This window comes from Aeromicrobium halocynthiae, assembly GCF_039531385.1.
Taxonomy (GTDB): domain Bacteria; phylum Actinomycetota; class Actinomycetes; order Propionibacteriales; family Nocardioidaceae; genus Aeromicrobium; species Aeromicrobium halocynthiae.
The window spans coordinates 57667-80874 of record NZ_BAAAPY010000008.1 but is presented as its reverse complement, the minus strand read 5'-3'; the positions used below and the strand labels follow the sequence as shown (position 1 = coordinate 80874).

Annotated in this window: 24 protein-coding genes; 14 read left to right on the top strand and 10 right to left on the bottom strand. The window is 72.0% G+C overall.

Annotation, left to right across the window (positions count from 1 at the left end; genetic code table 11):
* Positions 1-76 precede the first annotated feature (76 nt).
* Positions 77-1066 (bottom strand): type IV toxin-antitoxin system AbiEi family antitoxin domain-containing protein, encoded by a 990-nt coding sequence (locus tag ABD213_RS11595; protein WP_344328586.1) that lies wholly within the window; start codon positions 1064-1066, stop codon positions 77-79.
* 217 nt (positions 1067-1283) lie between these two features.
* Here ABD213_RS11595 and ABD213_RS11590 point away from each other — a divergent pair, with 217 nt between their 5' ends.
* Both ABD213_RS11590 and ABD213_RS11585 read left to right on the top strand, forming a co-directional pair.
* Positions 1284-1685, top strand: a complete 402-nt coding sequence (locus tag ABD213_RS11590; RefSeq protein ID WP_344328584.1) for a DUF3151 domain-containing protein — start codon at positions 1284-1286, stop codon at positions 1683-1685.
* 13 nt (positions 1686-1698) lie between these two features.
* Complete coding sequence (locus tag ABD213_RS11585) at positions 1699-2475, top strand: hypothetical protein (RefSeq protein ID WP_344328583.1); 777 nt, start codon at positions 1699-1701, stop codon at positions 2473-2475.
* Here the strand turns inward: ABD213_RS11585 and ABD213_RS11580 are convergent.
* Positions 2472-3386, bottom strand: a complete 915-nt coding sequence (locus ABD213_RS11580) for a diacylglycerol/lipid kinase family protein (RefSeq protein ID WP_344328580.1) — start codon at positions 3384-3386, stop codon at positions 2472-2474. The genes ABD213_RS11585 and ABD213_RS11580 overlap by 4 nt on opposite strands.
* 103 nt (positions 3387-3489) lie before the next feature.
* Between ABD213_RS11580 and ABD213_RS11575 the strand changes: the two genes are divergently transcribed.
* The 7 genes from ABD213_RS11575 (at position 3490) to ABD213_RS11545 (ending at position 11033) form a co-directional block, all read left to right on the top strand.
* Positions 3490-4779 (top strand): adenylosuccinate synthase, encoded by a 1290-nt coding sequence (locus ABD213_RS11575; RefSeq protein WP_344328578.1) that lies wholly within the window; start codon positions 3490-3492, stop codon positions 4777-4779.
* Entirely contained in the window at positions 4776-5420 is a 645-nt protein-coding gene (locus ABD213_RS11570; RefSeq protein WP_344328576.1) for a hypothetical protein, read from the top strand. Before ABD213_RS11575 ends, ABD213_RS11570 begins: the two co-directional genes overlap by 4 nt.
* 45 nt (positions 5421-5465) lie before the next feature.
* On the top strand, positions 5466-6734 hold the full coding sequence (gene purD / locus ABD213_RS11565) for a phosphoribosylamine--glycine ligase (RefSeq protein ID WP_344328573.1): 1269 nt from the start codon (positions 5466-5468) through the stop codon (positions 6732-6734).
* A 142-nt stretch (positions 6735-6876) separates the two neighbouring features.
* A complete protein-coding gene (gene purB / locus ABD213_RS11560) occupies positions 6877-8295 on the top strand; it encodes an adenylosuccinate lyase (protein WP_344328571.1) in 1419 nt (472 codons plus the stop codon).
* Between the two features lie 13 nt (positions 8296-8308).
* Complete coding sequence (locus tag ABD213_RS11555; protein WP_344328568.1) at positions 8309-8482, top strand: hypothetical protein; 174 nt, start codon at positions 8309-8311, stop codon at positions 8480-8482.
* A gap of 10 nt (positions 8483-8492) precedes the next feature.
* Positions 8493-9383 carry a phosphoribosylaminoimidazolesuccinocarboxamide synthase gene (locus ABD213_RS11550; RefSeq protein WP_344328566.1) on the top strand — a complete coding sequence of 297 codons (891 nt, stop codon included), beginning with the start codon at positions 8493-8495 and terminating at the stop codon, positions 9381-9383.
* 78 nt (positions 9384-9461) lie between these two features.
* Positions 9462-11033, top strand: coding sequence for a long-chain-fatty-acid--CoA ligase (locus tag ABD213_RS11545; RefSeq protein WP_344328564.1), 1572 nt, complete (start codon positions 9462-9464; stop codon positions 11031-11033).
* 71 nt (positions 11034-11104) lie between these two features.
* On the opposite strand, the gene ABD213_RS11540 is transcribed toward ABD213_RS11545, so the two are convergent.
* Complete coding sequence (locus tag ABD213_RS11540; protein ID WP_344328562.1) at positions 11105-11830, bottom strand: CPBP family intramembrane glutamic endopeptidase; 726 nt, start codon at positions 11828-11830, stop codon at positions 11105-11107.
* Between the two features lie 162 nt (positions 11831-11992).
* Here ABD213_RS11540 and purS point away from each other — a divergent pair, with 162 nt between their 5' ends.
* Genes purS through map form a run of 4 tightly spaced genes read left to right on the top strand, consistent with a single transcriptional unit; the run spans position 11993 to position 14084 of the window.
* Entirely contained in the window at positions 11993-12241 is a 249-nt protein-coding gene (gene purS, locus ABD213_RS11535) for a phosphoribosylformylglycinamidine synthase subunit PurS (protein ID WP_344328560.1), read from the top strand.
* Positions 12238-12915 carry a phosphoribosylformylglycinamidine synthase subunit PurQ gene (purQ, locus tag ABD213_RS11530; RefSeq protein WP_344328557.1) on the top strand — a complete coding sequence of 226 codons (678 nt, stop codon included), beginning with the start codon at positions 12238-12240 and terminating at the stop codon, positions 12913-12915. Before purS ends, purQ begins: the two co-directional genes overlap by 4 nt.
* A gap of 13 nt (positions 12916-12928) precedes the next feature.
* Positions 12929-13303 (top strand): hypothetical protein, encoded by a 375-nt coding sequence (locus tag ABD213_RS11525; RefSeq protein ID WP_344328554.1) that lies wholly within the window; start codon positions 12929-12931, stop codon positions 13301-13303.
* A gap of 10 nt (positions 13304-13313) precedes the next feature.
* Positions 13314-14084: a type I methionyl aminopeptidase gene (gene map, locus ABD213_RS11520; protein ID WP_344328551.1), complete on the top strand. Its 771-nt coding sequence runs from the start codon at positions 13314-13316 to the stop codon at positions 14082-14084.
* Here the strand turns inward: map and ABD213_RS11515 are convergent.
* Together ABD213_RS11515 and ABD213_RS11510 are read right to left on the bottom strand one after the other, a co-directional pair.
* A complete protein-coding gene (locus tag ABD213_RS11515) occupies positions 14068-14289 on the bottom strand; it encodes a hypothetical protein (RefSeq protein ID WP_344328548.1) in 222 nt (73 codons plus the stop codon). The genes map and ABD213_RS11515 overlap by 17 nt on opposite strands.
* Positions 14290-14300: 11 nt before the next feature.
* Positions 14301-15767, bottom strand: a complete 1467-nt coding sequence (locus ABD213_RS11510; protein ID WP_344328544.1) for an amidase — start codon at positions 15765-15767, stop codon at positions 14301-14303.
* A gap of 47 nt (positions 15768-15814) precedes the next feature.
* On the opposite strand from ABD213_RS11510, the gene trhO reads away from it, so the two are divergent.
* The gene (gene trhO, locus ABD213_RS11505) at positions 15815-16789 is read left to right on the top strand and encodes an oxygen-dependent tRNA uridine(34) hydroxylase TrhO (RefSeq protein WP_344328541.1); all 975 of its coding nucleotides are present in this window, start codon (positions 15815-15817) and stop codon (positions 16787-16789) included.
* Here trhO and ABD213_RS11500 read toward each other — a convergent pair.
* Genes ABD213_RS11500 through topA form a run of 5 tightly spaced genes read right to left on the bottom strand, consistent with a single transcriptional unit; the run spans position 16735 to position 23192 of the window.
* Positions 16735-18282, bottom strand: a complete 1548-nt coding sequence (locus tag ABD213_RS11500) for an alpha/beta hydrolase (protein WP_344328536.1) — start codon at positions 18280-18282, stop codon at positions 16735-16737. The two genes, trhO and ABD213_RS11500, sit on opposite strands and share 55 nt — an antisense overlap.
* Entirely contained in the window at positions 18279-19412 is a 1134-nt protein-coding gene (locus ABD213_RS11495) for a DNA polymerase III subunit delta' (protein ID WP_344328532.1), read from the bottom strand. Before ABD213_RS11495 ends, ABD213_RS11500 begins: the two co-directional genes overlap by 4 nt.
* The gene (tmk, locus tag ABD213_RS11490) at positions 19409-20053 is read right to left on the bottom strand and encodes a dTMP kinase (RefSeq protein WP_344328528.1); all 645 of its coding nucleotides are present in this window, start codon (positions 20051-20053) and stop codon (positions 19409-19411) included. The genes ABD213_RS11495 and tmk overlap by 4 nt, the downstream gene beginning before the upstream one ends.
* A 56-nt stretch (positions 20054-20109) precedes the next feature.
* A complete protein-coding gene (locus ABD213_RS11485) occupies positions 20110-20343 on the bottom strand; it encodes a hypothetical protein (RefSeq protein WP_344328524.1) in 234 nt (77 codons plus the stop codon).
* A gap of 44 nt (positions 20344-20387) precedes the next feature.
* Positions 20388-23192 (bottom strand): type I DNA topoisomerase, encoded by a 2805-nt coding sequence (gene topA, locus ABD213_RS11480; protein WP_344328519.1) that lies wholly within the window; start codon positions 23190-23192, stop codon positions 20388-20390.
* Positions 23193-23208 lie beyond the last annotated feature (16 nt).

The window sequence follows — 23208 nt, the reverse complement described above, 5'->3', positions numbered from 1 at the left end:
TCGGAGAACTGTCGCGGACCACGGGAAACATCGCGTGGTCCGCGACAGATTCCCGTGACTCATGCGGTCGGGCCGTTCAGGCGATGACGCGACGTCCGCGCGCGTAGAGGCGGTGGGACTGCTCCAGCTCGTGCCGGAGGCGTGCACCCGTCGCCCTCGACGAGTCACGCAGGACGTCCGGCCACGTCGTGCGGGTCATGCCCCAGCCCTGAGCGCGCATCGCATCCTCACGGGCCTTCTCCCTGACGACGACGTCGCTCGCATCCTCTCCGGCACGCCGGTCACGCCAGTACTTGCGCATGCCATCGAACTCCGCGAGATGACGGTACAGACGCCAGCCGAGGTCGCTGCGACCGAGCAGTCGGCCATGTCCGTCGACCACCTCGAGCTGGGTCTCCGGAGCCGGCAACGCCTCCTCCCAGCAGAGGAACCGCAGCAGGGACTCACCGACGGACTCGGCGCCCGGGTCGGCGAGCCTCGCCATGAGCCGCGCTCGTCGTGAGCCCCGCCAGGTCGCGTACCGGCCGACGGTGTCAGCCAGCTCCTCCGGCGACATCGACCCGCGCCGCAACGCGGAGTCGAGCACCACCAGTGCTCCCCTGCTCGACGTCGAGCAGGCGGTCTCCCACGCTGCCCGCGACGCCGAGGTGACGAGGCGACCGTCGAGCTCCACGATCTCCTCGGGTGCCGGTGAACCCGTGTGGTGCTGGATCCCCGACTCGATGCGCCCCGAGCCGTCGTCCAGACGGGTCAGGTGGACGACGGACAGATCGACGTCGAAGAGCTCGATGCCGTGCAGCGCCGCGGCGCTGGCGTGGGAGAGCGCGACCGAGCCGGCCGGCAGCTTGTCGATCGTGGCGCGGGCCAGGACGACGTGCCTGCCGAGAGGATCGAGCGCATCGACGCGGTCGCGGAAGGCGTAGGTGCCCACACGGATCCGGACCAACGTCCGGTCCCGAAGGGCGCGGGCGATGGAGCGGTCCGTCTCACCCAGTGCCAGGAGGTCCTCACGATGGAGGTACCCCCCGTTGCGTTCGGCGACGTGTCTCAGCAGGGGATCGTCCATGGAGACATGGTGTGCTCGATCCGGCCTTGAACGGGCCCGCTCCGACCTGGCCTGTGGACAGCGGGTCCAGCCCTCCGTCCGGTGTGGACAGGCGTCGACCATGGTCCTCCCGCACTGATCATGGGGAGCATCCCGTGAGGCGCGCAGGAAAGCCGTGCCCTGGGTCTGATTCCCAGGTGGTCCTGGGAATCAGCGACACGGATCGTAGGGTCGGGGCATGACGAACCTGCTGGGCGAGCCGCCCGAGACCTTCCTGCCCGCCGACTCGGGGGCCGCAGCCATCGACGCCGGCGACGACGTGCAGTCGGTCGCCGCGACGCACCCGGACTCCACGCTCGCGTGGTCGCTGCTCGCGGAGGCGGCGTTCATCGAGGGCCGCGACCTCGAGGGGTACGCGTTCGCGCGCACCGCCTACCACCGTTCCCTCGACGCGCTGCGGCGCAACGGGTGGAAGGGGCACGGCCCCGTGCCATGGTCGCACGAGCCGAACCGCGGATTCCTGCGCTCCCTCGCCGTGCTGGCCACCGGGTCCGAGCGGCTCGGCGACGAGGCCGAGGCGCACCGCTGCCGGGAGTTCCTGCGCGAGTCGAGCCCTGAGGCGTACGCCGAGCTGGTGTGAGCGAGAACCCCCGATGGCGTCGTCGTGGCGACCGCCCACCGGTCTCGAGCCGGCCTGGGGCGGTCGAGCCGTCGGACTCCTCGTCGTCGCCGCGGCACTGACCCAGGTGTACCCCCTCTACGGTGACATCGAGGCGGGCCTGTGGGCCCTGAGCGCCGTCGCTGCCATCTGTGGCGTCGTCGCCGGCCTGCGCGTCGACGGCATCGCCGCGATGCAGCTGGCCGCGCGTCGTGAACCCCAGCCGTCGCTGTTCCCCACCCTGTGGCCCCTGTTCCTGGCGCCGGTGCTCACCGCGGTCGTCGGCCTGCCGCTCGTCCTGCCGCTCGTCGTCCAGCCCGACGAGGACGCGAGCGTGCTCCTCATGCCGCTCGTCCTCGCCCTCCTGGTCACGCTCGCCTCGCTGCTCGGCTGGCTCGTGTGCGGGCTCGTCCTGTGGCCCCTCGTCCACCTCGTCCGATGGGTGCTGCGACGACGCGGCGGCGAGCCCGACGCCGCCCTCGTCGTGCTCTCGTCCCTCTCCCTGCTGCTCGTGACGGCACTGTCGACCGTCATGGTCCCCGCCCTCCCTGCCGACGGGCGCAGCGGGCTCGGCATCCTCCGGGTGGTCGACGACGTCGTCAGGCTGTGGACCATCGACGGCGAGGACTCGCGCCGACAGGGCATGCTGCTGGCCGCCCGCCTCCTCTTCGTGGCGACGTGCGTCTCCGTCGTGGCATGGGTCGCCGTCGCGAACCGCACCTCTCGTCGTCGGCGCCGGCGACCGACCGTCGACGACCCGCCGCTCGTCTAGTTCGACGCCTCGGCGCGGTCCTCGTCGCGGGGGACGAGGAAGCGCAGCGCGCCCGGCTCGATGCGCCACTCGTAGGTCGTGACGGGCGGGCCGATCTCACCGTCGGCGTTGCTGCCGGTGGCCTCGCCCACGACCCGCACGGTCCGGCCCTTCAGGTACTCCACGTCGTCGCGCAGCGGGTGGCGTCCCTTGCGCAGTCGCCACGCGTACCCGAGCCGTCGCAGTCGCGGGTTCGACCAGGAGATCGCGACGTCGAGCAGACCGTCACCCGCCTCGGCCTCGGGCAGCAGCGGCGCTCCACCACCGATGTACCGGCCGTTGCCGACGGCCACCTGGATGATCCGCCCCCGGTGGCGCACCGGCTCGCCGTCGACCTCCACCCGCGCCCGGAACCCGCGGTGCTTGACACCGGAGATCGTCGCGCCGATCGCGTACCCGACCCGGCCGAGGACACGCTTCCACGGCTTGGCCTCGATCGCCGCCTCCGCGCCGATGCCGATGTGTACCGCGTTGACGACCACCGCGTCGCGCTCGTCGCGGATGAGGTCGATAGTCACCTCGTGGCCGTCGAGGAGCTGCCGGGCGGCGTCGACGGACCCGTCGCGGTCCATGCCGATGGTGCGCGCGAAGTCGTTGCCGGTGCCCCGCGGGACCAGCGCCACCACGACGTCGGACAGGCGGTCGAGGTCGTCGAGCGCGGCGACGACGGCGTGCAGGCTGCCGTCGCCACCGATCGCGGCCACCACGGTGCCGTCGGCGACGTCCGCGAGCGCGTCGCGCAGCTCGTCCGTCCCGGCGGTCTCGACCAGTCGGACCTCGTGCACCTCGCGCAGCACCTCGACGACGGCCTCGACCTCGTCGGGCGTGCTCGTGCCTGCCTTGGCGTTGGCGATCGCCACCCACTGACCCATGTCGCTCCCTCGTCCCGTGGAGAGCATAGGCCCGGCGGCGATAGACTGCCCCGGTCAGAGCCCCGGACACGGGGCTTGTCTCGTGTTCGAGGGGTGCATTCCGATGCCCGCAGTCGTCATCGTCGGAGCCCAGTGGGGTGACGAGGGCAAGGGCAAGGCCACCGACCTGCTCGGCAGCCGCGTCGACCACGTCGTGAAGTTCAACGGCGGCAACAACGCCGGACACACCGTCGTCATCGGCGACGAGAAGTACGCCCTGCACCTGCTGCCGAGCGGCATCCTCAGCCCCGGGTGCACGCCGGTCATCGGCAACGGCGTCGTCGTCGACCTGTCGGTGCTGTTCGAGGAGATCGACGGTCTCGAGGCGCGCGGCATCGACACCAGCAACCTGCTCATCAGCGCCAACGCGCACGTCATCGCCGACTACAACCGCACCCTCGACAAGGTCGCCGAACGGTTCCTCGGCAGCCGCAAGATCGGCACCACGGGCCGCGGCATCGGGCCGACGTACGCCGACAAGATGAACCGTCTCGGCGTCCGCGTGCAGGACCTCTTCGACGAGAAGATCCTGCGCCAGAAGGTCGAGGGAGCGCTGGAGCTGAAGAACCAGATCCTCACCAAGGTCTACAACCGACGCGCCGTCGAGGTCGACGAGATCGTCGAGGAGCTGCTGTCGTACGTCGACCGGCTCCGCCCGATGGTCGCCGACACGACGTTGCACCTGCACGAGGCGCTCGAGCGCGGCGAGACCGTGCTGCTCGAGGCCGGCCAGGCCACGCTGCTCGACGTCGACCACGGCACCTACCCCTTCGTGACGTCCTCGTCGGCCACCACCGGGGGTGCGTGCACCGGCTCGGGCATCGCCCCCACGCGCATCACCCGCGTCATCGGCATCGTCAAGGCGTACGCCACCCGCGTCGGCGAGGGCCCGTTCCCGACGGAGCTGTTCGACGCGAACGGCGACCGGCTGCGTGAGAACGGCGGCGAGTTCGGCACCACGACGGGTCGTCCGCGTCGCTGCGGCTGGTACGACGCACCGATCGCCCGCTACGCCGCCCGCATCAACGGCGTCACCGACTTCGTCCTCACCAAGCTCGACGTCCTCACCGGCTGGGACCAGATCCCCGTCTGCGTCGCCTACGAGATCGACGGCGAGCGCGTCGAGGAGATGCCGATGACGCAGACCGGCTTCCACCACGCGAAGCCGATCTACGAGATGTTCCCGGGCTGGAGCGAGGACATCTCGGCCTGCCGCGAGTTCTCCGACCTCCCCCAGAGTGCCCAGGACTACGTCCTGGCGCTCGAGTCGATCTCCGGCGCGCGGATCTCGACGATCGGCGTCGGCCCGGACCGCGAGCAGACCATCGTGCGCCACGACCTGCTCGACGCATGAGGGTACGGCGGCTCGCGCCCCTGCTGACCGTCTTCGCCCTCGTCGGCTGCGGCGGGAACGGCGACGTCGACATCGAGGACGTCGAGGTGACCGGAGTCCCCCAGTCCTGGCTGGAGGAGACCGCCGAGCAGTGGCCCAGCTCCGACGGGTTCGACGCAGCGATGCCGGTCCTCGATGCCGACGGCTCGTGCCTGACGTTCGAGGAGGGCACGACGATCGCCGGGGTCGAGCCGACGACGACCGGTGCCGGGTTCGGACGTCTGGGCTTCAGCTCCTCCGACGACGACTACCTCTACGTCTGCAGCATCTGGGACCGCGACCACTACGCCGGGGACGTCCAGCTGATCCAGGTGGCCGACCTGGCCACGGCCGAGGCCGTCGCGGCCGACCTCGCCGACGACACCGACCTGCCCGTGCAGGAGAACGACGTCACCGTCGTGGAGGTCGCCGGCCTGCAGATCTCGGTGCTGTCGCGCTGGTACCCGACGAACCCGCAGGGGATGCGGCGCGCCGTCCTCGTCGACGAGGACCGGACGGCCGTCGTCTCGCTCGAGGTCAACTCCCTCGACGAGGAGGACTTCGAGGCCTACACCGACCGCGACGTCGCCGAGGACCTCGTCGCCGTGCTCGCGCGCGGCTGACCGCGCCGCCCGAGGCGGCCCGGTCGACGGTTACGCTCAGGAGCCGTGAAGACCCTCGTCATCGGCACCGGCGGGCGCGAGCACGCCCTCGCCCTCGCCCTGTCCCGCGACCCGAACGTCACCGAGGTGCACGCCGCCCCGGGCAACCCGGGGATCGGCGAGGTCGCCGAGCGCCACGACGTCGACCCGATGGACGGCGCCGCCGTCGCGGCGCTCGCGACGGAGCTGGACGTCGACCTCGTGGTCGTGGGGCCCGAGGCGCCGCTGGTGGCCGGTGTGGCCGACGCGGTCCGCGAGGCCGGCATCGCCTGCTTCGGGCCGTCGCGTCGGGCGGCGGAGCTCGAGGGCTCCAAGGCGTTCGCGAAGGACGTCATGGCCGCCGCCGAGGTGCCCACCGCGATGGCTCACGTGTGCGAGACGCCGGAGCAGGTCGAGGCCGCGCTCGACGCGTTCGGCCCGCCGTACGTCGTCAAGGACGACGCGCTCGCCGCCGGCAAGGGCGTCGTCGTCACCGACGACCGCGCCACCGCGGTCGCCCACGCCGCCGGGTGCGACCGCGTCGTCATCGAGGAGTTCCTCGACGGACCCGAGGTGTCGCTGTTCGCGATCACCGACGGCGAGACCGTCATCCCGCTGCAGCCGGCGCAGGACTTCAAGCGGGCCCTCGACGGCGACGAGGGGCCCAACACCGGCGGCATGGGCGCGTACACGCCGTTGCTGTGGGCGCCGGACGACCTCGTCGCGGACGTCACGCGGCGGGTCCTCGTCCCGACGGTGCAGGAGATGGCACGTCGCGGCACTCCGTTCGCGGGACTGCTGTACGCCGGCCTCGCGCTGACCTCGCGCGGGGTGCGGGTCGTGGAGTTCAACGCCCGTTTCGGCGACCCCGAGACGCAGGCCCTGCTCGCACTGCTCACGTCCCCCTTGTCGCCGCTGCTGCACGGCGCCGCGACCGGCACCCTCGACTCCGTCGCCCTGCCCCAGTGGCACGACGGCACCGCTGTCACCGTCGTCATGGCGTCGGCCGGCTACCCGGAGAGCTCCAGCAAGGGCGACGTCATCCTCGGCGTCGGTGCCGCAGACGTCATCGAGGGCGTCGACGTCATCCACGCCGGCACCGCCCTTGACGACGACGGCCGGCTCGTGACCGCAGGTGGCCGGGTCCTGGCAGTCACCGCCGTCGGGGAGGACCTCGAGCACGCCCGCGACCGCGCCTACGCCGGCGTCGACGCCATCAGTTTCGACGGCGCCCAGCACCGCGCCGACATCGCCCTCGCCGCCCAGCGCGGCGAGATCCAGGTCGACCCCGCCTGAGCCGGTCCGGCCGACCCGGCTCGCGGTTTACCACGGTCCCACGGCAAGCACCCACTTCCCGCGGCAGATCTGCCGCGGGAAGTACAGCCTTGCCGTGGGACCGTGGTAAACCGCACCCCGGGGGGGTGGGAGGATGAGGGGCGTGACCACGCCCAACGTCCTCGCCGCCCGGTACGCCTCCGACGAGATCACCCGCATCTGGTCGCCGGAGCACAAGATCGTGCTGGAGCGGCAGCTGTGGATCGCGGTCATGAAGGCCCAGCGCGACCTCGGGGTCGCCACGCCCGACGGGGTCGTCGAGGCGCACGAGGCGGTCGTCGACCAGGTCGACCTCGCCTCCATCGCCGAGCGCGAGAAGGTCACCCGCCACGACGTGAAGGCGCGCATCGAGGAGTTCGCCGCGCTCGCAGGCTCGGAGCACATCCACAAGGGCATGACGTCGCGCGACCTGACCGAGAACGTCGAGCAGCTGCAGGTGCGTGCCAGCCTGCAGGTGCTGCGCTCGCGCGCCGTCGCCACCGCCGCCCGGCTCGCCCGCCTCGCCGCCGAGCACGCCGAGCTCGTCATGGCCGGTCGCAGCCACAACGTCCCGGCCCAGGCCACGACGCTGGGCAAGCGGTTCGCGACCGTCGCCGACGAGCTGCTCGTCGCCGTCGACCGTCTCGACGCGCTCCTGACCCGCTACCCCCTGCGCGGCATCAAGGGTCCCGTCGGCACGTCGCAGGACATGCTCGACCTCCTCGGCGACGCGTCCGCCCTCGCCGAGCTCGAGCAGCGCGTCGCCGCGCACCTCGGCTTCGAGCGGGTCCTCACCAGCGTCGGCCAGGTCTACCCCCGCTCGCTCGACTACGACGTCGTCACCGCGCTCGTGCAGCTCGTCTCTGCGCCGTCGAACCTCGCCACCACCGTCCGCCTCATGGCCGGCAACGAGCTCGTCACCGAGGGCTTCGCGCCCGGCCAGGTGGGCTCCAGCGCGATGCCGCACAAGATGAACACCCGCTCGTGCGAGCGCGTCAACGGCCTCGCCGTCGTGCTGCGCGGCTACGCCTCGATGGTCGGTGAGCTCGCCGGCGACCAGTGGAACGAGGGCGACGTGTCCTGCTCCGTCGTCCGCCGCGTGGCGCTGCCCGACGCGTTCTACGCCGCCGACGGCCTGTTCGAGACGTTCCTGACGGTGCTGGAGGAGTTCGGGGCGTTCCCGGCCGTCGTGCAGCGCGAGCTCGACCGCTACCTGCCGTTCCTCGCGACGACGAAGGTGCTCATGGCCGCCGTCCGCGCCGGCGTGGGCCGCGAGAGCGCCCACGAGGCCATCAAGGAGCACGCCGTCGGCGTCGCCCTGGCCATGCGAGAGAAGGGCGCCAGCGAGAACGACCTCTTCGCCCGCCTCGCCGCCGACGAGCGCCTCTCCCTGACCGAGGCCGACCTCGAATCGCTCGTCGCCGCCCCGCTGGAGTTCACCGGCGCCGCGACGACGCAGGTGGGCGACGTCGTGGCACGCGTCGAGGAGCTCGTCGCCACCGACCCCGACGGCGCGCGGTACAGCCCCGGCGCCATCCTCTGAGCGGGACCGCACCGTGTCCCAGCTGACCGTCGTCGAGGCCGCCGGCCTCCTGGACGTGCCGACGACCGAGGTCCACCGCCTCATCGCCACGGGCCGCCTCGACCACCAGCTCGCGTGCTCCGGGCGCTGCGAGCTGGTCGTCAGCCACGAGTCCGTCGTCGCGGTGCTGGTCGAACGCGCCCACTAGGCTGGCGCGCGTGCCCCTCGACATCCCCGGCCGCGACATCCCCGGCGCCCAGCACCTGCACTCGGGCAAGGTCCGCGACCTCTACGCGCTGGACTCCGGCGACCTGCTGATGGTCGCCTCCGACCGCATCTCGGCCTACGACCACTCGCTGGAGCCCGGCATCCCGGACAAGGGCGAGATCCTCACCCGCATGTCGCTGTGGTGGTTCGACCAGCTGGCCGACATCGTCCCGAACCACGTCCTCTCCACCGACCTGCCGGACGGCGCGCCCGACGACCTGCGCGACCGGTCCCTCGTCGTCGAGCGGCTCGAGATGTTCCCCGTCGAGTGCGTCGTCCGCGGCTACCTCACCGGTTCGGGGCTGGAGGACTACCGGCGCACCGGTGAGGTGTGCGGCGTCGCGCTGCCGGGCGGGCTCGTCGACGGCGACCGGCTGCCCGAGCCGATCTTCACCCCCGCCACGAAGGCCGAGATCGGCGAGCACGACGAGAACGTCGACTTCGCACACGTCGTCGCGACGGTCGGAGCCGACGTCGCAGAACGCCTGCGCGAGCTCACCCTCGCCGTCTACGCCCGCGCCGAGGCCGTCGCTCGCGAGCGCGGCATCATCCTGGCCGACACCAAGCTGGAGCTCGGCGCCCGCGCCGACGGCACGATCGTCCTCGGCGACGAGGTCCTCACCCCCGACTCCTCGCGCTTCTGGCCCGCCGACGACTACGCGCCGGGCCGCGCCCAGGACTCCTTCGACAAGCAGTACGTCCGCGACTGGCTCACCTCGCCGGCATCCGGCTGGGACCGTCACGGTGACGCACCGCCGCCACGGCTGCCCGCCGACGTCGTGGAGCGCACCCGCGCCCGCTACGTCCAGGCCTACGAGCAGCTGACCGGCGAGCGGTTCTGACCGGACTCGCGTACCGCGGGTATCCCGCCCGCCGGTAGGCTGGGTGACGCCCACCACACGTCCGACCGAGGAGTACCCGTGGCCAACCTCGCCGCCCTGCTGGAGACCACCACCGAGAACCACGGCGACCGCACCGCCATCGTCTTCGGCGACACCCGCATCAGCTACGCACAGCTGAACGGCGCGGCCAACCAGGTCGCGAACCTGCTCGTCTCGCGCGGGATCCAGCCCGGCGACAAGGTGGCGCTCTCGTGCCCCAACGTCCCCTACTTCACGATCGTCTACTACGGCATCCTCAAGGCCGGCGCCACGGTCGTGCCCCTGAACGTCCTGCTCAAGGCCCGCGAGGTCGCCTACCACCTCGACGACTCCGACGCGAAGGCCTACTTCGCGTTCGAGGGCACGCCCGACCTGCCGATCGGCGAGGAGGCGTGGGAGGGCTTCCAGGCCACCGAGAGCTGCACCGACTTCTTCCTCATCAAGCTCGACTCCTCCGCACCCGAGCCGATGGAGCCGCCGGAGTTCTACGGTCCGCTCGTCGCCCAGCAGCCCCCGACGTTCGAGACGGTCCAGACCGACGACGACGACACCGCCGTCATCCTCTACACCTCCGGCACCACCGGCCAGCCCAAGGGCGCGGAGCTGCGCCATCGCAACATGCGCGACAACGCCCTCGCCGGCGAGGCGCTCTTCGGTGCCGACGTCGACAACCCCGACACCTACCTGTGCGTGCTGCCGCTGTTCCACTCCTTCGGCCAGACGTGCATCCAGAACGGCGGCATCGCCTACGGCGGAACCGTCGTCATGCTGCCTCGCTTCGAGGCGCAGGCGGCGCTCGGGCTCATGCTCAAGGAGAAGGTCACGTACTTCGCCGGGGTCCCGACGATGTACTGGGGTCTGCTCGGCGCGCTCGCGGACGGCGACGTCGACGTCTCCTCCATCGCCGAGACCCTGCGCGTGGCTGCGGCCGGTGGCGCGGCGCTGCCGGCGGAGGTGCACCGCAACTTCCAGGAGAAGTTCGGCGTCACGATCCTCGAGGGCTACGGCCTGTCCGAGACCTCCCCCGTCGCCTCCTTCTCGCCGTGGGGTCAGGAGGTCCGCGTCGGCTCGATCGGCACCCCCATCCCCGGCGTGGAGATGAAGCTCATCGATCCGGAGTGGAACGACGTCCCGGGCGACATCCAGGACGACGGCAAGAGCGCCGTCGGCGAGATCGCCATCAAGGGCCACAACGTCATGAAGGGCTACTACGGCCGCCCGGAGGCCACCGCCGAGGCCATCCGGGACGGCTGGTTCCGCTCCGGCGACCTCGCGCGCAAGGACGCGGACGGCTTCTACTACATCGTCGACCGCTCCAAGGACATGATCATCCGCGGCGGCTACAACGTGTACCCGCGCGAGCTCGAGGAGGTGCTGATGACGCACCCCGCGGTCTCCCTGGTGGCCGTCATCGGCGTCGAGCACGAGTCCCACGGCGAGGAGATCAAGGCCGTCGTCGTCAAGGAGAAGGACCACGACGACCTCACCGAGGCCGACCTCGTCGCGTGGGGCAAGGAGCAGTTCGCCGCCTACAAGTACCCGCGCATCGTGGAGTTCCGCGACGAGCTGCCCATGACCGCCACGGGCAAGATCCTCAAGCGCGAGATCTGAGCCGCATCGGCCCGGCGGCCGGGTCCAGGTGCGTCCTGGGCCCGGCCGCCGGCGTGTCAGCCCCGGCCTTCCTACCTCAGCCCGAAGATCGGGGGGAGGGCGAGCAGCATGGTCAGCGACCACGTGCAGTGCGTGAGGATCGGCGCGAGGATCCCGCCCGAGACCCGGCGTTGAAGCCCCACGACCACGCCGAGCAGGATCGCGGCGAAGGCGAGCATGGCGTTGCCGGTGGCGAGCGTGGCCACGGTGTACGCCACCGTCGTCCACAGGACCGGGCGCCGAGGGATCGCGGCGTACGCCGCGCCGCGGAAGAACAGCTCCTCCGCGACGCCGTTGACGGCCGTGACGACGACCAGCAGCGGCAGCGCACCCTCGGTCGCGAAGCCCAGCACGCTCTCGACCTGGCCGGACAGCAGCGGGATCTCGCGCACCACGAGCGCACCCACGACGAAGACGCCGGCGAGCGCCAGCCCGATGGCGATCGGTTGCACGACGGGTCGTGCGAGGCCGTCCTCGTCGTCGGGGTCGTCGGTGGCGATGTGCCCGAGGTAGAGCTGTCCGGAGGCGAAGGCGCCGCCCGCCCAGACGGCCGCGAGGCCGAACGTGAGCGGGTAGAACCACGAGCTGCCCGGCTCCACCCGCAGCGAGACGCCGAGTACCGCCGCGCCGAGCACCACGACGCCGGCGGTGACCCACTGGCGGCGGCGGAAGGCCGCCGGCGGCATGCGGTGGTCGCGCGCCACGACGTCGCGCAGGGAGCGGTCCAGCCAGCGTCGGCCGGGGTAGCTGCGCGTCACGCCGGCCTCAGCCGCGGGGCTCGGAGCCGACGACGGTGGCGGCCGCCTCGGCGCCCATGGGTCCGAGCCCGATCACACTCGCGCGCATGGTCCGACCGTACGACGGACGGTGACAGCGTGCCGGGTGGAGGCGCAGCCGGAGCGCGCCGATAGGATGCGCTCATGGCCCGCATCATCGTCGACGTCATGCCCAAGCCCGAGATCCTCGATCCGCAGGGCAAGGCGGTCCACGGCGCGCTGCCGCGCCTGGGCTTCGACGGCGTCACCGACGTCCGACAGGGCAAGCGCTTCGAGCTGCAGGTCGAGGACGCCGACGACCACACGCTCGCCGAGGTCGAACGGATCGCCGGGACGCTGCTGTCCAACCCGGTCATCGAGGACTTCACGGTCCGCGTCGAGGACGCGTCGTGAGCCGCATCGGCGTCGTCACGTTCCCCGGCTCGCTCGACGACGCCGACGCCGCCCGCGCGGTCCGGCTCGCCGGCGCCGAGCCTGTAGCCCTGTGGCACGGCGACCACGACCTCGCCGGGGTCGACGCGATCGTGCTGCCCGGCGGCTTCTCCTACGGCGACTACCTGCGCTGCGGTGCCATCGCCCGGTTCGCGCCGATCATGACCGAGGTCGTCGCCGCCTCCGAGCGGGGGGTGCCCGTGCTCGGCATCTGCAACGGCTTCCAGATCCTGTGCGAGTCGCACCTGCTGCCCGGTGCGCTCATCCGCAACGACCACCGCACGTTCGTGTGCCGCGACCAGGTGCTGGCCGTGGAGAACGCGTCGACGGCGTGGACGACGGACTTCGAGTCCGGCCAGCACGTCACCATCCCGCTGAAGAACGGCGAGGGCAGCTTCGTGGCCGACGCGCAGACCATCGAGCGGCTCGAGGGCGAAGGTCGCGTCGTCTTCCGCTACGTCGGGGCGAACCCCAACGGGTCGGTCAACGCCATCGCCGGCATCACCAACGAGCGTGGCAACGTCGTCGGTCTCATGCCGCACCCCGAGCACGCCGTCGAGGAGCTCACCGGCCCCTCCGGCGGCACCGACGGACTCGGGTTGTTCACCTCCGCGCTCACCGCTCTCGTCTCCTGAGGAGACCGACGTCATGGTGCTGCGCTCCGCGATCGTCTCCCTGGCCGAGGCCGTCATCCTCGTCCTGCTGATCGTCGACCGTGTGCTGGAGCCGGCGTGGGAGGGTCCCGCCCTCGTCGTGGCGCGCGGAGCGATCGTCGTGGCGGCCGTCGTCGTCGCCGGCCTGGCCTACCACTCGTGGTCGTCGATCGAGCCGCGCTCGGGCTCCCTGACCGTCGCCATGGTCGGTGGGCTCGTGGGCGGTGCCGCGATCACCGCCTCGATCGTCGGTGCACCGGCCGGCGTGCTGTTCGGGTCCCTCCCGCTCGCGCTGCTCGGCCTGCTCGGCGTCGTCGCCGGCGCCGTCGGCATGAGGATCGACGCCCGCGCCCGCACGGCCCCCTCGTAGGCTGGACCCCATGGCCATCGAGCTGCGCACCCCCACACAGATCGAGCAGATGCGACCCGCCGGCGTGTTCGTCGGCGAGGTGCTGTCCGCGCTGATGGACGCCGCGGACGTCGGCGTCAACCTCCTGGACCTCGACGCGCTCGCGCACCGGCTGATCCGGGAGCGCGGCGCCGAGTCCTGCTACATCGACTACGCCCCGTCGTTCGGCAACGGACCGTTCGCCAAGGTGGTGTGCACCTCGGTCAACGACGCCGTCCTGCACGGTCTCCCGCACGACTACGCACTGCGCGACGGGGACCTCCTGACCCTCGACTTCGCCGTCTCCGTCGACGGCTGGGTCAGCGACTCCGCGGTCTCCTTCGTCGTCGGCACGCCCCGCGAGGAGGACCTGCGCCTCATCGATGCCACCCGCGAGGCCCTCGACGCGGCCATCGCCGTCGCGCGGCCCGGCAAGAAGATCGGCGACATCGGTGCGGCCATCGGCGACGTGGCGCGCAGCCACGGGCTCGCCGTCAACACCCAGTTCGGCGGTCACGGGGTCGGACGAACGATGCACGGCGAGCCGCACGTGCCCAACGACGCGCGCGCCGGCCGCGGCCTCAAGCTCGCGCCGGGTCTCGTCATCGCGATCGAGCCGTGGTTCTGCGCCGGCACCGACGAGATCGTCATGGACCCCGACGGCTGGACGATCCGCAGCGCCGACGGCTCGCGCGGAGCGCACTCCGAGCACACGGTCGCCATCACCGAGGGCGACCCGATCATCCTCACCGCACGCGACTGACCCCGCGCCGGACCCCGCGTCGCGCGGCACCGGCCAGCTGCGCGGCGGCGCGCACGGGCATGGGCACCGCCGTGGCCCGGCGCATAGCGGCAACCTCGCGGTGCAGGGCCATCAGCTCGGCGGTGACGTCGTCAACAGGCACCTGTCCGGAGAGGTCGAGGTGCTCGACGCAGTGGTCGATGAGGGCTCTCGTCGTGGCACGCACGTCCGGCGACGCTAGGCGGTCCCGGCTGTGCCTCGGTGATCCGCAGGTGGCTGGGTGGTGACCGGCGGGCGACGGTGCGACCACGGCGCGGCCTGCTCGACCTGCGCCGCGAGGCTCAGCAGGGGGCCGTCCCCGTACGGGCGACCGGCGAGCATGACACCGACCGGCAGTGCGGGTCTCGACGAGGTGGCCTCGGTGACGTGGAGCGGGAGGCTGACGGCCGGGACGCCAGCCATGTTGTAGACCGCGGTGTAGGGCGTGAACTCCAGCTCGCGGCGGTGTGCCGCGGCCGGGTCGCCGTCGGACTCGAACCACTCCACCGCGGGCGGGGGCAGGGCGAGCGTCGGCGTCAGCCACGCGTCGAACCCGTGCATGCGGACGAGGACGTCGCGGCAGGTGGACTCCAGGAGCTGCAGGGCGGCTGCGAGCTCGGCCCCGCTCACCTCGGCCCCCCGTTCGCGCCAGTACCGCGTCGTGGCACGCAGCAGGTGCTCAGCCTGCTGCGGCACGGGCGCAGCGGCCATGCCGCTGGACCAGACCCGGTTGAACTGCGGCTCCAGCTCCGCCGGGAACGGCCCGTCGACGTCGACCACCTCGTGCCCGAGGTCGACCAGCACCCGTGACGCGTGCTCCCACGCGGCGACGGACTCGGGCGAGGCCTCGATCCCCGGCAGGTAGGGATCGTCCCAGCGCGCGATGCGCAGGTGGCCCGGCTCGCGCCTCGTCCACTCGGTGAACGTCGGTGGCACGACCGGCAGGGTCCGGGTGTCGCCGGGCATCGGGACGGCGAGCACGTCCAGCAGGGCCGCGGCGTCGCGCACGGACCGCGACAGGGGCCCGTCGCCGGCCAGCCCGCTCCACTCGCTGCCGAGCGGTCCGGCGCTGACCCGACCCCGGGTCGGCTTGAACCCGACGACGCCGCAGCAGCTCGCCGGGATGCGGATCGAGCCGCCCCCGTCGCTGCCCAGCGCGAGCGGCACGAGCCCCGCGGCGACCGCGGCCGCGGCCCCTCCGCTGGACCCGCCGGCCGTGCGCCGCGGGTCCCACGGGGTGCGTGCCGGACCCACGACGTCGTTGTCGGTGTAGGAGGACAGGCCGAACTCCGGGGTGTTGGTCTTGCCGAGGCTGACCAGTCCCGCGGCGCGCACGAGCGTCACGACGTGCGCGTCGACGTCGGGCACGTGGTCGGCCATGAGGGCCGAGCCCATCGTCGTGCGCACGCCGGCCGTCGCGGTGAGGTCCTTCACGGCGGTCGGCACCCCGAGGAGTGAAGCGAGATCGCCGCTCGCGAGGCGTCGGTCGGCCTCCGCAGCCGCGGAGAGGGCCTCGTCGGCCGTCACGGTGACGAAGGCCCCGAGGCCCGGCCCGATGCTGTCGACGCGCTCGAGGTGGTGGCCGACCAGCTCGACGGACGAGACCTCGCGCCGTCGCAGCAGGTCCGCCTGGTCGGTCGCGTCGAGCTCGTGCAGGTCGGTCATGGGGGCCAGCCTGGCACGGGTGGCGTCACGACCGGGACAATGACGGGGTGGGTACGCCGAAGGTCATCTCGTTCTACGTCTTCACCCCTCTCGCCGACCCCGAGGCCGTGCGGGTCTGGCAGCTGCAGCTCGCCGGGTCGCTCGGTCTGCGCGGACGAGTGCTGCTCTCCACCCACGGGATCAACGCGACCCTCGGTGGCGACATCACCGTCCTCAAGCGCTACGTCCACGGCCTGCGCGAGTACCCGCCCTTCCGCCGCGCCCGCATCGCCTGGAGCACCGGAAGGGCACTCGACGACGGCGTCACCACGGCGCTGTTCCCGCGGCTGAGCGTCAAGGTCCGCGAGGAGGTCGTCACCTTCGGCTCCGCCGGCGAGCTCGAGGTCGACGAGGACGGTGTCGTGGGCGGGGGCACGCGCCTGAGCCCCCAGGAGCTCGACGAGCTCGTGGCGAACGACCCCGACGTCGTCCTGCTCGACGGTCGCAACGGCATCGAGTACGACGTCGGGCACTTCCGCGGAGCGGTCCGCGCCGACGTGGAGACGACACGCGAGTTCGTCGGGCTGATCGAGTCCGGCGCGTGGGACCACCTCAAGCAGACCCCGGTCGTCACCTACTGCACGGGGGGCATCCGCTGCGAGGTCCTCACGCCGCTGCTGCGTCGGCGAGGGTTCGAGCAGGTCTACCAGCTCGACGGCGGCATCGCGCACTACGGACGGACGTTCGGCGACTCCTCGCTGTGGGAGGGCTCGATGTACGTCTTCGACGGTCGCACCACCGTGGAGTTCAGCGACGACGCCGCCGTCGTGGGTCGCTGCGACCGGTGCGCGGCCGCGACGCGACGCGTCGTGGACTGCGCCGACGGCGCCTGCGTGCGCCAGATGGTGCGGTGCGAGACCTGCACGGCCGCCGAGCAGCGCTGCGAGGGGCACGCCTCCGCGACCGGCGCCGCGGACGACGTCGGCGGCTACTCCTGCGGGCAGACCGTGCCGTCGTCCGGCACGGTGCCGTCGACCAGGTAGGCGTCGACGGCGTCGCGGATGCACTGATTGCCCGAGCTGTAGGCGGTGTGGCCCTCGCCCTCGCGGGTCAGCAGCACGCCGACACCCTCGCCGAGCTGGTCGACGAGGTCCTGGGAGTTCTCGTACGGGGTCGCCGGGTCACCCGTCGTGCCGATCACGACGATGGGCGCGGCCCCGGTCGCGTCGATCTCGACCTGCGGGTTGATGGACTCCAGCCCGATGTCGGTGCAGGAGATGGCGCCCCAGCCCATCGTCCGACCGAAGATCGACGACGCCTCCTCGAAGCGAGGCAACAGCTCGATCGTGTCCTCGATGTCGAGCCGCTCGGCCTGGTCGAGGCACGAGACCACCGAGATGACCTCGCCGATGTTGCCGTCGTAGGAACCGTCGGGCTGGCGCGAGAAGTAGGCGTCGGACAGGAACAGCAGCACCGAGCCGTCGCCGGAGAGGCCGGCCTCGAGACCCTGGGTCAGGAACGGCCACGTCTGCTGGTCGTACAGCGTGACGGCGACCCCGTAGAACGCGTTGCCCTGGGTGAGCTCACGGCCCTCCTGGTTCGTGGGCAGCGGCCGGTCCGCGAGGTCGTCCATGAAGGTGGCCAACCGGTCGACGGCGGCGTCAGCGTCCGTGCCGAGCGGGCAGTCGGCGTCCTGGACGCAGTCCGCGACGTATGCCTCGACCGCCCGCTGGAAGCCCCCGGCCTGGCTGAGCGAGCTCTCGACGCCGTCCTCGGCCGGGTCGACGGCACCGTCGAGCACCATGCGACCGACGCGCTCGGGGAACTCGGTGGCGTACGTGGCGCCGAGCTGCGTGCCGTAGGAGGCGCCGAACCAGTCCATCTGCTCCTGGCCGAGCAGCGCCCGGGCGATGTCCATGTCACGAGCGGCCTCGAGGGTGGAGACGTGCTGCGCGAGCAGGCCCGAGCGCTCGCGGCAGCCCTCGCCGAAGGTCCGGGTCTCGCCCCGCAGCTCCTCGATGAGCGCGGTGTCGTCCTCGTCGGGGTCGACCGGACCGGCGACGTACTCGTCGAAGTCCGCGTCGTCGAGGCAGTCGATGGGGGTGCTCTCGCCGACTCCCCGGGGGTCGACGCCGACGACGTCGTAGAGGTCGCGGACGGTGCGGGGCAGGTCCGCGGCGAGCGTCCTGGCGTAGTCCTGGGCCGATCCACCCGGACCGCCGGGATTGACGAAGAGCACCCGATCGCCGTCACCGGTGCTCCGGACGCGCCGCATGCGCAGCTCGACCGTCTCCCCGTCCGGGTCCTCGTAGTCGACCGGGGCCTCGAAGCCGGCGCACTGGTCGTCGCCGCTGCCGCAGTCCTCCCAGGAGACGTCCTGGGCGTAGAACTCCTCCAGCCCGGCGGGAGCACCCTCGACGAGCGGCTCGGGAGCGTCGCTGCCGACGTCGCGGGTCACCAGGACGACCACGACGGCAGCGATGACGACGGCGAGGGCGGCGCCCACGGCGAGCAGGACGGTGGTGCGGCGGCTCATGAGCGGAGGAATCCCATCATCGTGCGTTCCAGGGCGAGCAGGGGTGCCGCGTTGGCGGTCAGCGACTCCCTGGCAGTGACGATCGCATCGATGCGCGCGATGGTCGACTCGACCGTCCACAAGCGGGCGGCCTCGTGCACCGCGTCGGTGACGTCGGCGTTGATCAGCGGGGTCCCCGGCGCCTGCTGCACGACCGCGACGTCACGGCAGAACGAGAGCAGGTCGAGCAGGACGCCGTCGATGGCGTCGCGGCTCAGGCGGGTGCGTCGGCGCTTCTGGTCCTTCTCCAGCGCCGAGAGAGCGCCCGCGTAGCCGGCCGGCCGGCGCCCACGGTCCTCCACGCCCCACGACTGCTTGAGGTCGTCGAGCTCCGCGGCGTCGGCCGCGTCGGCCGTGGACGCGGCACGCGCGGCGGCCTCGTCGTTGATGGACTGCGCGGCCTGGAGGCAGTCGCCGAGGGAGCGCAGCCCTCCCGGCAGGGTGAGGATGCGGTGTCGCCGTTCACGCGCCTGCGGGTCACGGGCGAGACCGCGCGCCCGACCGATGTGACCTTGCGACGCCGCCGCAACCGCCGAGGCGAGGGCCGGCTCGACACCGTCACGCTCGACGAGCAGCCGGGCGATGGCGTCGGTGGGCGGCGTGCGCAGCAGCACCGCACGGCAGCGCGAGCGGATGGTCACGATGACGTCCTCGACCGCGGGCGCGCACAGCATCCAGACCGTGAACGACGACGGCTCCTCGATCGCCTTGAGCAGCGCGTTGGCGGCCTGGTCGGTGAGGCGGTCGGCGTCCTCGACGACGAGCACCTGACGGCGGCCGAGCGCGGGCCGCAGCGCGGCCTTGCGGACGTACTCGCGGGCGGCGTCGGTGCCGATGGACAGACCGTCGGTGCGGATGGCGGTGATGTCGGGGTGGCTGCCGGCGCGCGCCGTCGTGCAGGACTGGCAGTGTCCGCAGCCGCCCTGCTCGCACTGCAGCGCGGCGGCGAAGGACATCGCGGCGTTGGACCGTCCCGACCCCGGGGGACCCGTGAAGAGCCACGCGTGGGTCATGCTCGACGGCTCGGCCACGGCGCGCTGCAACGTGGCGACGACCGGCTCCTGGCCGACGAGCTCGTCCCACACGCTCATGCGCGGACCCCGGCCTGGGCGAGCCACGGCTCGACGGCTGCCCGCACCGCCGCGTGGACGTCCTGCGGCGGCGCCGCGGCGTCGATCACGAGGTAGTGCTCGGGATCGGCGGCCGCGAGTGAGAGGAAGTGCGCGCGGACCCGCTCGTGGAAGGTCAGCGGCTCGGCCTCGATCCGGTCGGGGCTGCCCGCGCGAGCCAGACCGACGGAGGGTTCGACGTCGAGGACGACGGTCAGGTGGGGCCGGAGGTCGGCGGTGGCCCACCGGGCGACGTGCTCGAGCTCCGCGGCGTCGACGTCGCGCCCCGCCCCCTGGTAGGCGAGTGTGGAGTCGACGTACCGGTCCGTGACGACGACCTCGCCGCGCGCCAGCGCGGGCAGCACCACGGCATCGACGTGCTCGGCCTTGTCCGCGGCATAGATCAGGGCCTCGGTCCGCGGGCTGAGGGCACCGGTCGCGGGGTCGAGCACGATGCGACGCAGCTGTGCGCCGACCGCTGTGGCCCCGGGCTCGCGCGTGGCGAGCACCTCGTGGCCGAGCGAGGCGAGCCACTCGCACAGCAGCGCCGACTGGGTGGACTTCCCGCCGCCCTCTCCGCCCTCGAGGGCGACGAAGACCCCCGTCTCGGCGTAGCGCGGCATGGATCCGAGCCTAGGGCATCGCTCCGACGGGACGTCCGGCCCTGCGGGTCCCGGAGTCAGCGGATCGTGAGGTCGAGCCGCTCCTGCGAGGCGACGTCCGTCAGCGGGAAGACGTCCTCGACGGGCTCGGCCGGTTCCACGGTGACGCTCGGGGTCGTGCCGAGCTCGGCGTCGGCCGTGACGGTGTAGTCCACCACCTCACCGAGCTCGCGCGCCGTCGCGACGACGCGTGCCGCGCGCTGGAGGTCGGGACACACCCCGTCGCCGCGGAGCGTGACACGTGCCGGCACCGCACCTCGCGCCGCTCGCAACCCCCGCACCCGACCCCGGAGCCTCAGTCCGCGGAGCCGGGCGACGTCGGGGCGGTGGTCTTCTTGGCGGTGCTCTTCTTGGCCGCGGTCTTCTTGGCCGGCGACTTCTTCGCCGTGCTCTTCTTGGCGGTCTTCTTCGCCGTGCTCTTCTTGGCGGTCTTCTTCGCGCCCTTCTTGGCCGCCTTCTTCGCCGGCCCCTTGGCCCGGCGCTCGGCGAGGAGCTCCTGGGCCCGCTCCGCGGTCAGGGTCTCGAGGTCGTCGTCCTTGCGCAGCGTGGCGTTGTACTCGCCGTCGGTGACGTAGACGCCGAAGCGACCCTCCTTGACGACGATCGGCGAGCCGCTGACCGGGTCGTCACCCAGCTCCTTGAGCGGCGGCTTGGCCGCCCGGCGCCCGTACGTCTTCGGCTGGGCGTAGATGGCCCGCGCCTGCTCCTCGGTGAGGCTGAACAGCTGCTCCTCTGTCTCGAGGGACCGCGAGTCGCTGCCCTTCTTCAGGTAGGGACCGTAGCGCCCGTTCTGGGCGGTGATCTCGGTGCCGTCGACGTCGGTGCCGACGACGCGCGGCAGGGTGAGCAGCCGGACGGCGTCGTCGAGGCTCAGCGAGTCCAGGCTCATCGTCTTGAACAGGCTCGCCGTCCGCGCCTTGGCGCCCTTCGGGGCGTCCTCGGGCAGCGCCTCGGTCACGTACGGGCCGAACCGGCCGTTCTTGGCGACGATCTGCAGGCCCGTCTCCGGGTGGCTGCCGAGCATCTTCTCCTGGCCGGCGGGGTTGGCCAGCAGCTCACGAGCCATCTCCAGCGTCAGCTCGTCCGGGGGGAGGTCCTCCGGGACGTTCGCGCGGGTGGGGACGTCCTTGCCGCCGTCGCCGGGGACCATCGGCGGGCCCTCGACGTACGGGCCGTACCGGCCGACGCGCAGCGCGATGCCCTCGCCGAGGTCGAACGTCGACAGCCCGCGGGCGTCGATGTCGGGCAGGTTCTCGATGAGGCGCTTGAGGCCGGTGTCGCTCTCGCCGTCGCCGGCCCAGAAGCTCTGCAGCACCGCGACGCGGTCCTCGCGCCCGTGCGAGACCTGGTCGAGGACCGACTCCAGCTCCGCGGTGAAGGAGTAGTCGACGAGCCGCTCGAAGTGCTGCTCCATGAGGCGCGTGACACTGAAGGCGATCCACGCAGGCACCAGCGCCGTGCCCTTCTTGTAGACGTAGCCGCGGTTCTGGATGGTGCCGATAATCGAGGCGTACGTCGACGGGCGACCGATCTCTCGGTTCTCCAGCTCGGTGATGAGGCTGGCTTCGGTGTAGCGCGCCGGAGGCTTCGTCTGGTGGCCGGCCACGCCGAGCTCGACGACGGTGAGCGGGTCACCCTCGGCGACGTCCGGCAGTCGTGTCTGGGCGTCGTCACCGGCCTTGGAGGCGTCGTCGTGGGACTCGACGTAGGCCTTGAGGAACCCGTGGAACGTGAGCGTGCGCCCGCTCGCCGCGAACACCGCGTCCTGGCCCGACGTGGCCGTGGCACCCAGTCGCAGCGCGACGGAGTCGCCCTTGGCGTCACGCATCTGGCTGGCGATGGTGCGCTTCCAGACCAGCTCGTACAGCCGGTTCTCGTCGCCGCGCAGACCCGTCTGCTGCGGGGTGCGGAAGTTCTCGCCCGCCGGGCGGATCGCCTCGTGCGCCTCCTGGGCGTTCTTGACCTTGCCGGCGTAGACGCGCGGGGAGTCCGGCAGGTACTCCTTGCCGTACAGCTCGCTCACCTGGCGGCGGGCCGCGGTGATCGCGGTCTGCGACAGGGTGATGGAGTCGGTGCGCATGTAGGTGATGAAGCCGCCCTCGTAGAGGCGCTGAGCCACCTGCATCGTGCGGGCTGCGCCCCAGCCGAACTTGCGGGACGCCTCTTGCTGCATCGTCGTGGTGCGAAACGGCGCGTACGGCTTGCGGGTGTAGGGCTTGGACTCCACCGACCGCACCGTGAAGGTCTGCTCGCGCAGTCCCGACGCCAGCTCGCCGGCAGCCGCCTCGTCGAGGTGGACGACGTCGGCCTTGTCGCCGCCCTTGAGCCGTCCGTCGGCTCCGAAGCTCGAGCCGGTGGCGACGCGCTTGCCGTCCACGCTGTGCAGCTTCGCACCGAAGGCCGACGGATCGTGCTGCTCGCCGGCGTCGAAGGTCGCCTCCAGGTCCCAGTAGTCAGCGGTGCGGAACGCCATGCGCTCGCGCTCGCGCTCCACGACCAGACGCGTCGCGACGGACTGCACGCGGCCGGCGGACAGGCCGCTCATGACCTTCTTCCACAGCACCGGGCTGACCTCGTAGCCGTAGAGACGATCCAGGATGCGACGCGTCTCCTGCGCGTCGACGAGGTCCATGTCCACGTCGCGCGGGTTGGCGACCGCGTGCTGGATCGCCTCCTTGGTGATCTCGTTGAAGACGATCCGCTTGACCGGCACCTTGGGCTTGAGCTCGTCCAGCAGGTGCCACGCGATGGCCTCGCCCTCGCGGTCCTCATCGGTCGCGAGGACGAGCTCGTCGGCGTCCTTGAGCAGCTTCTTCAGCTTGGTGATCTGCGACTTCTTGTCCGCCGAGACGACGTAGACCGGCTCGAAGTCGTTGTCGATGTCGACGCCCAGGCGTGCCCACGGCTGGCCCTTGTACTTGGCCGGCACCTCGTCGGCCCCTCGCGGCAGGTCACGGATGTGGCCCACGGAGGAGTCCACGACGTACCCGTCGCCGAGGTAGCCCGCGATGCTGCGGACCTTGTTCGGCGACTCGACGATGACGAGCGTGGTCACGGGGGTCTCACTTCCTGGCCGGCGACGGCGTGGCCGGACGCGCATACGCTAACGCGTCCTG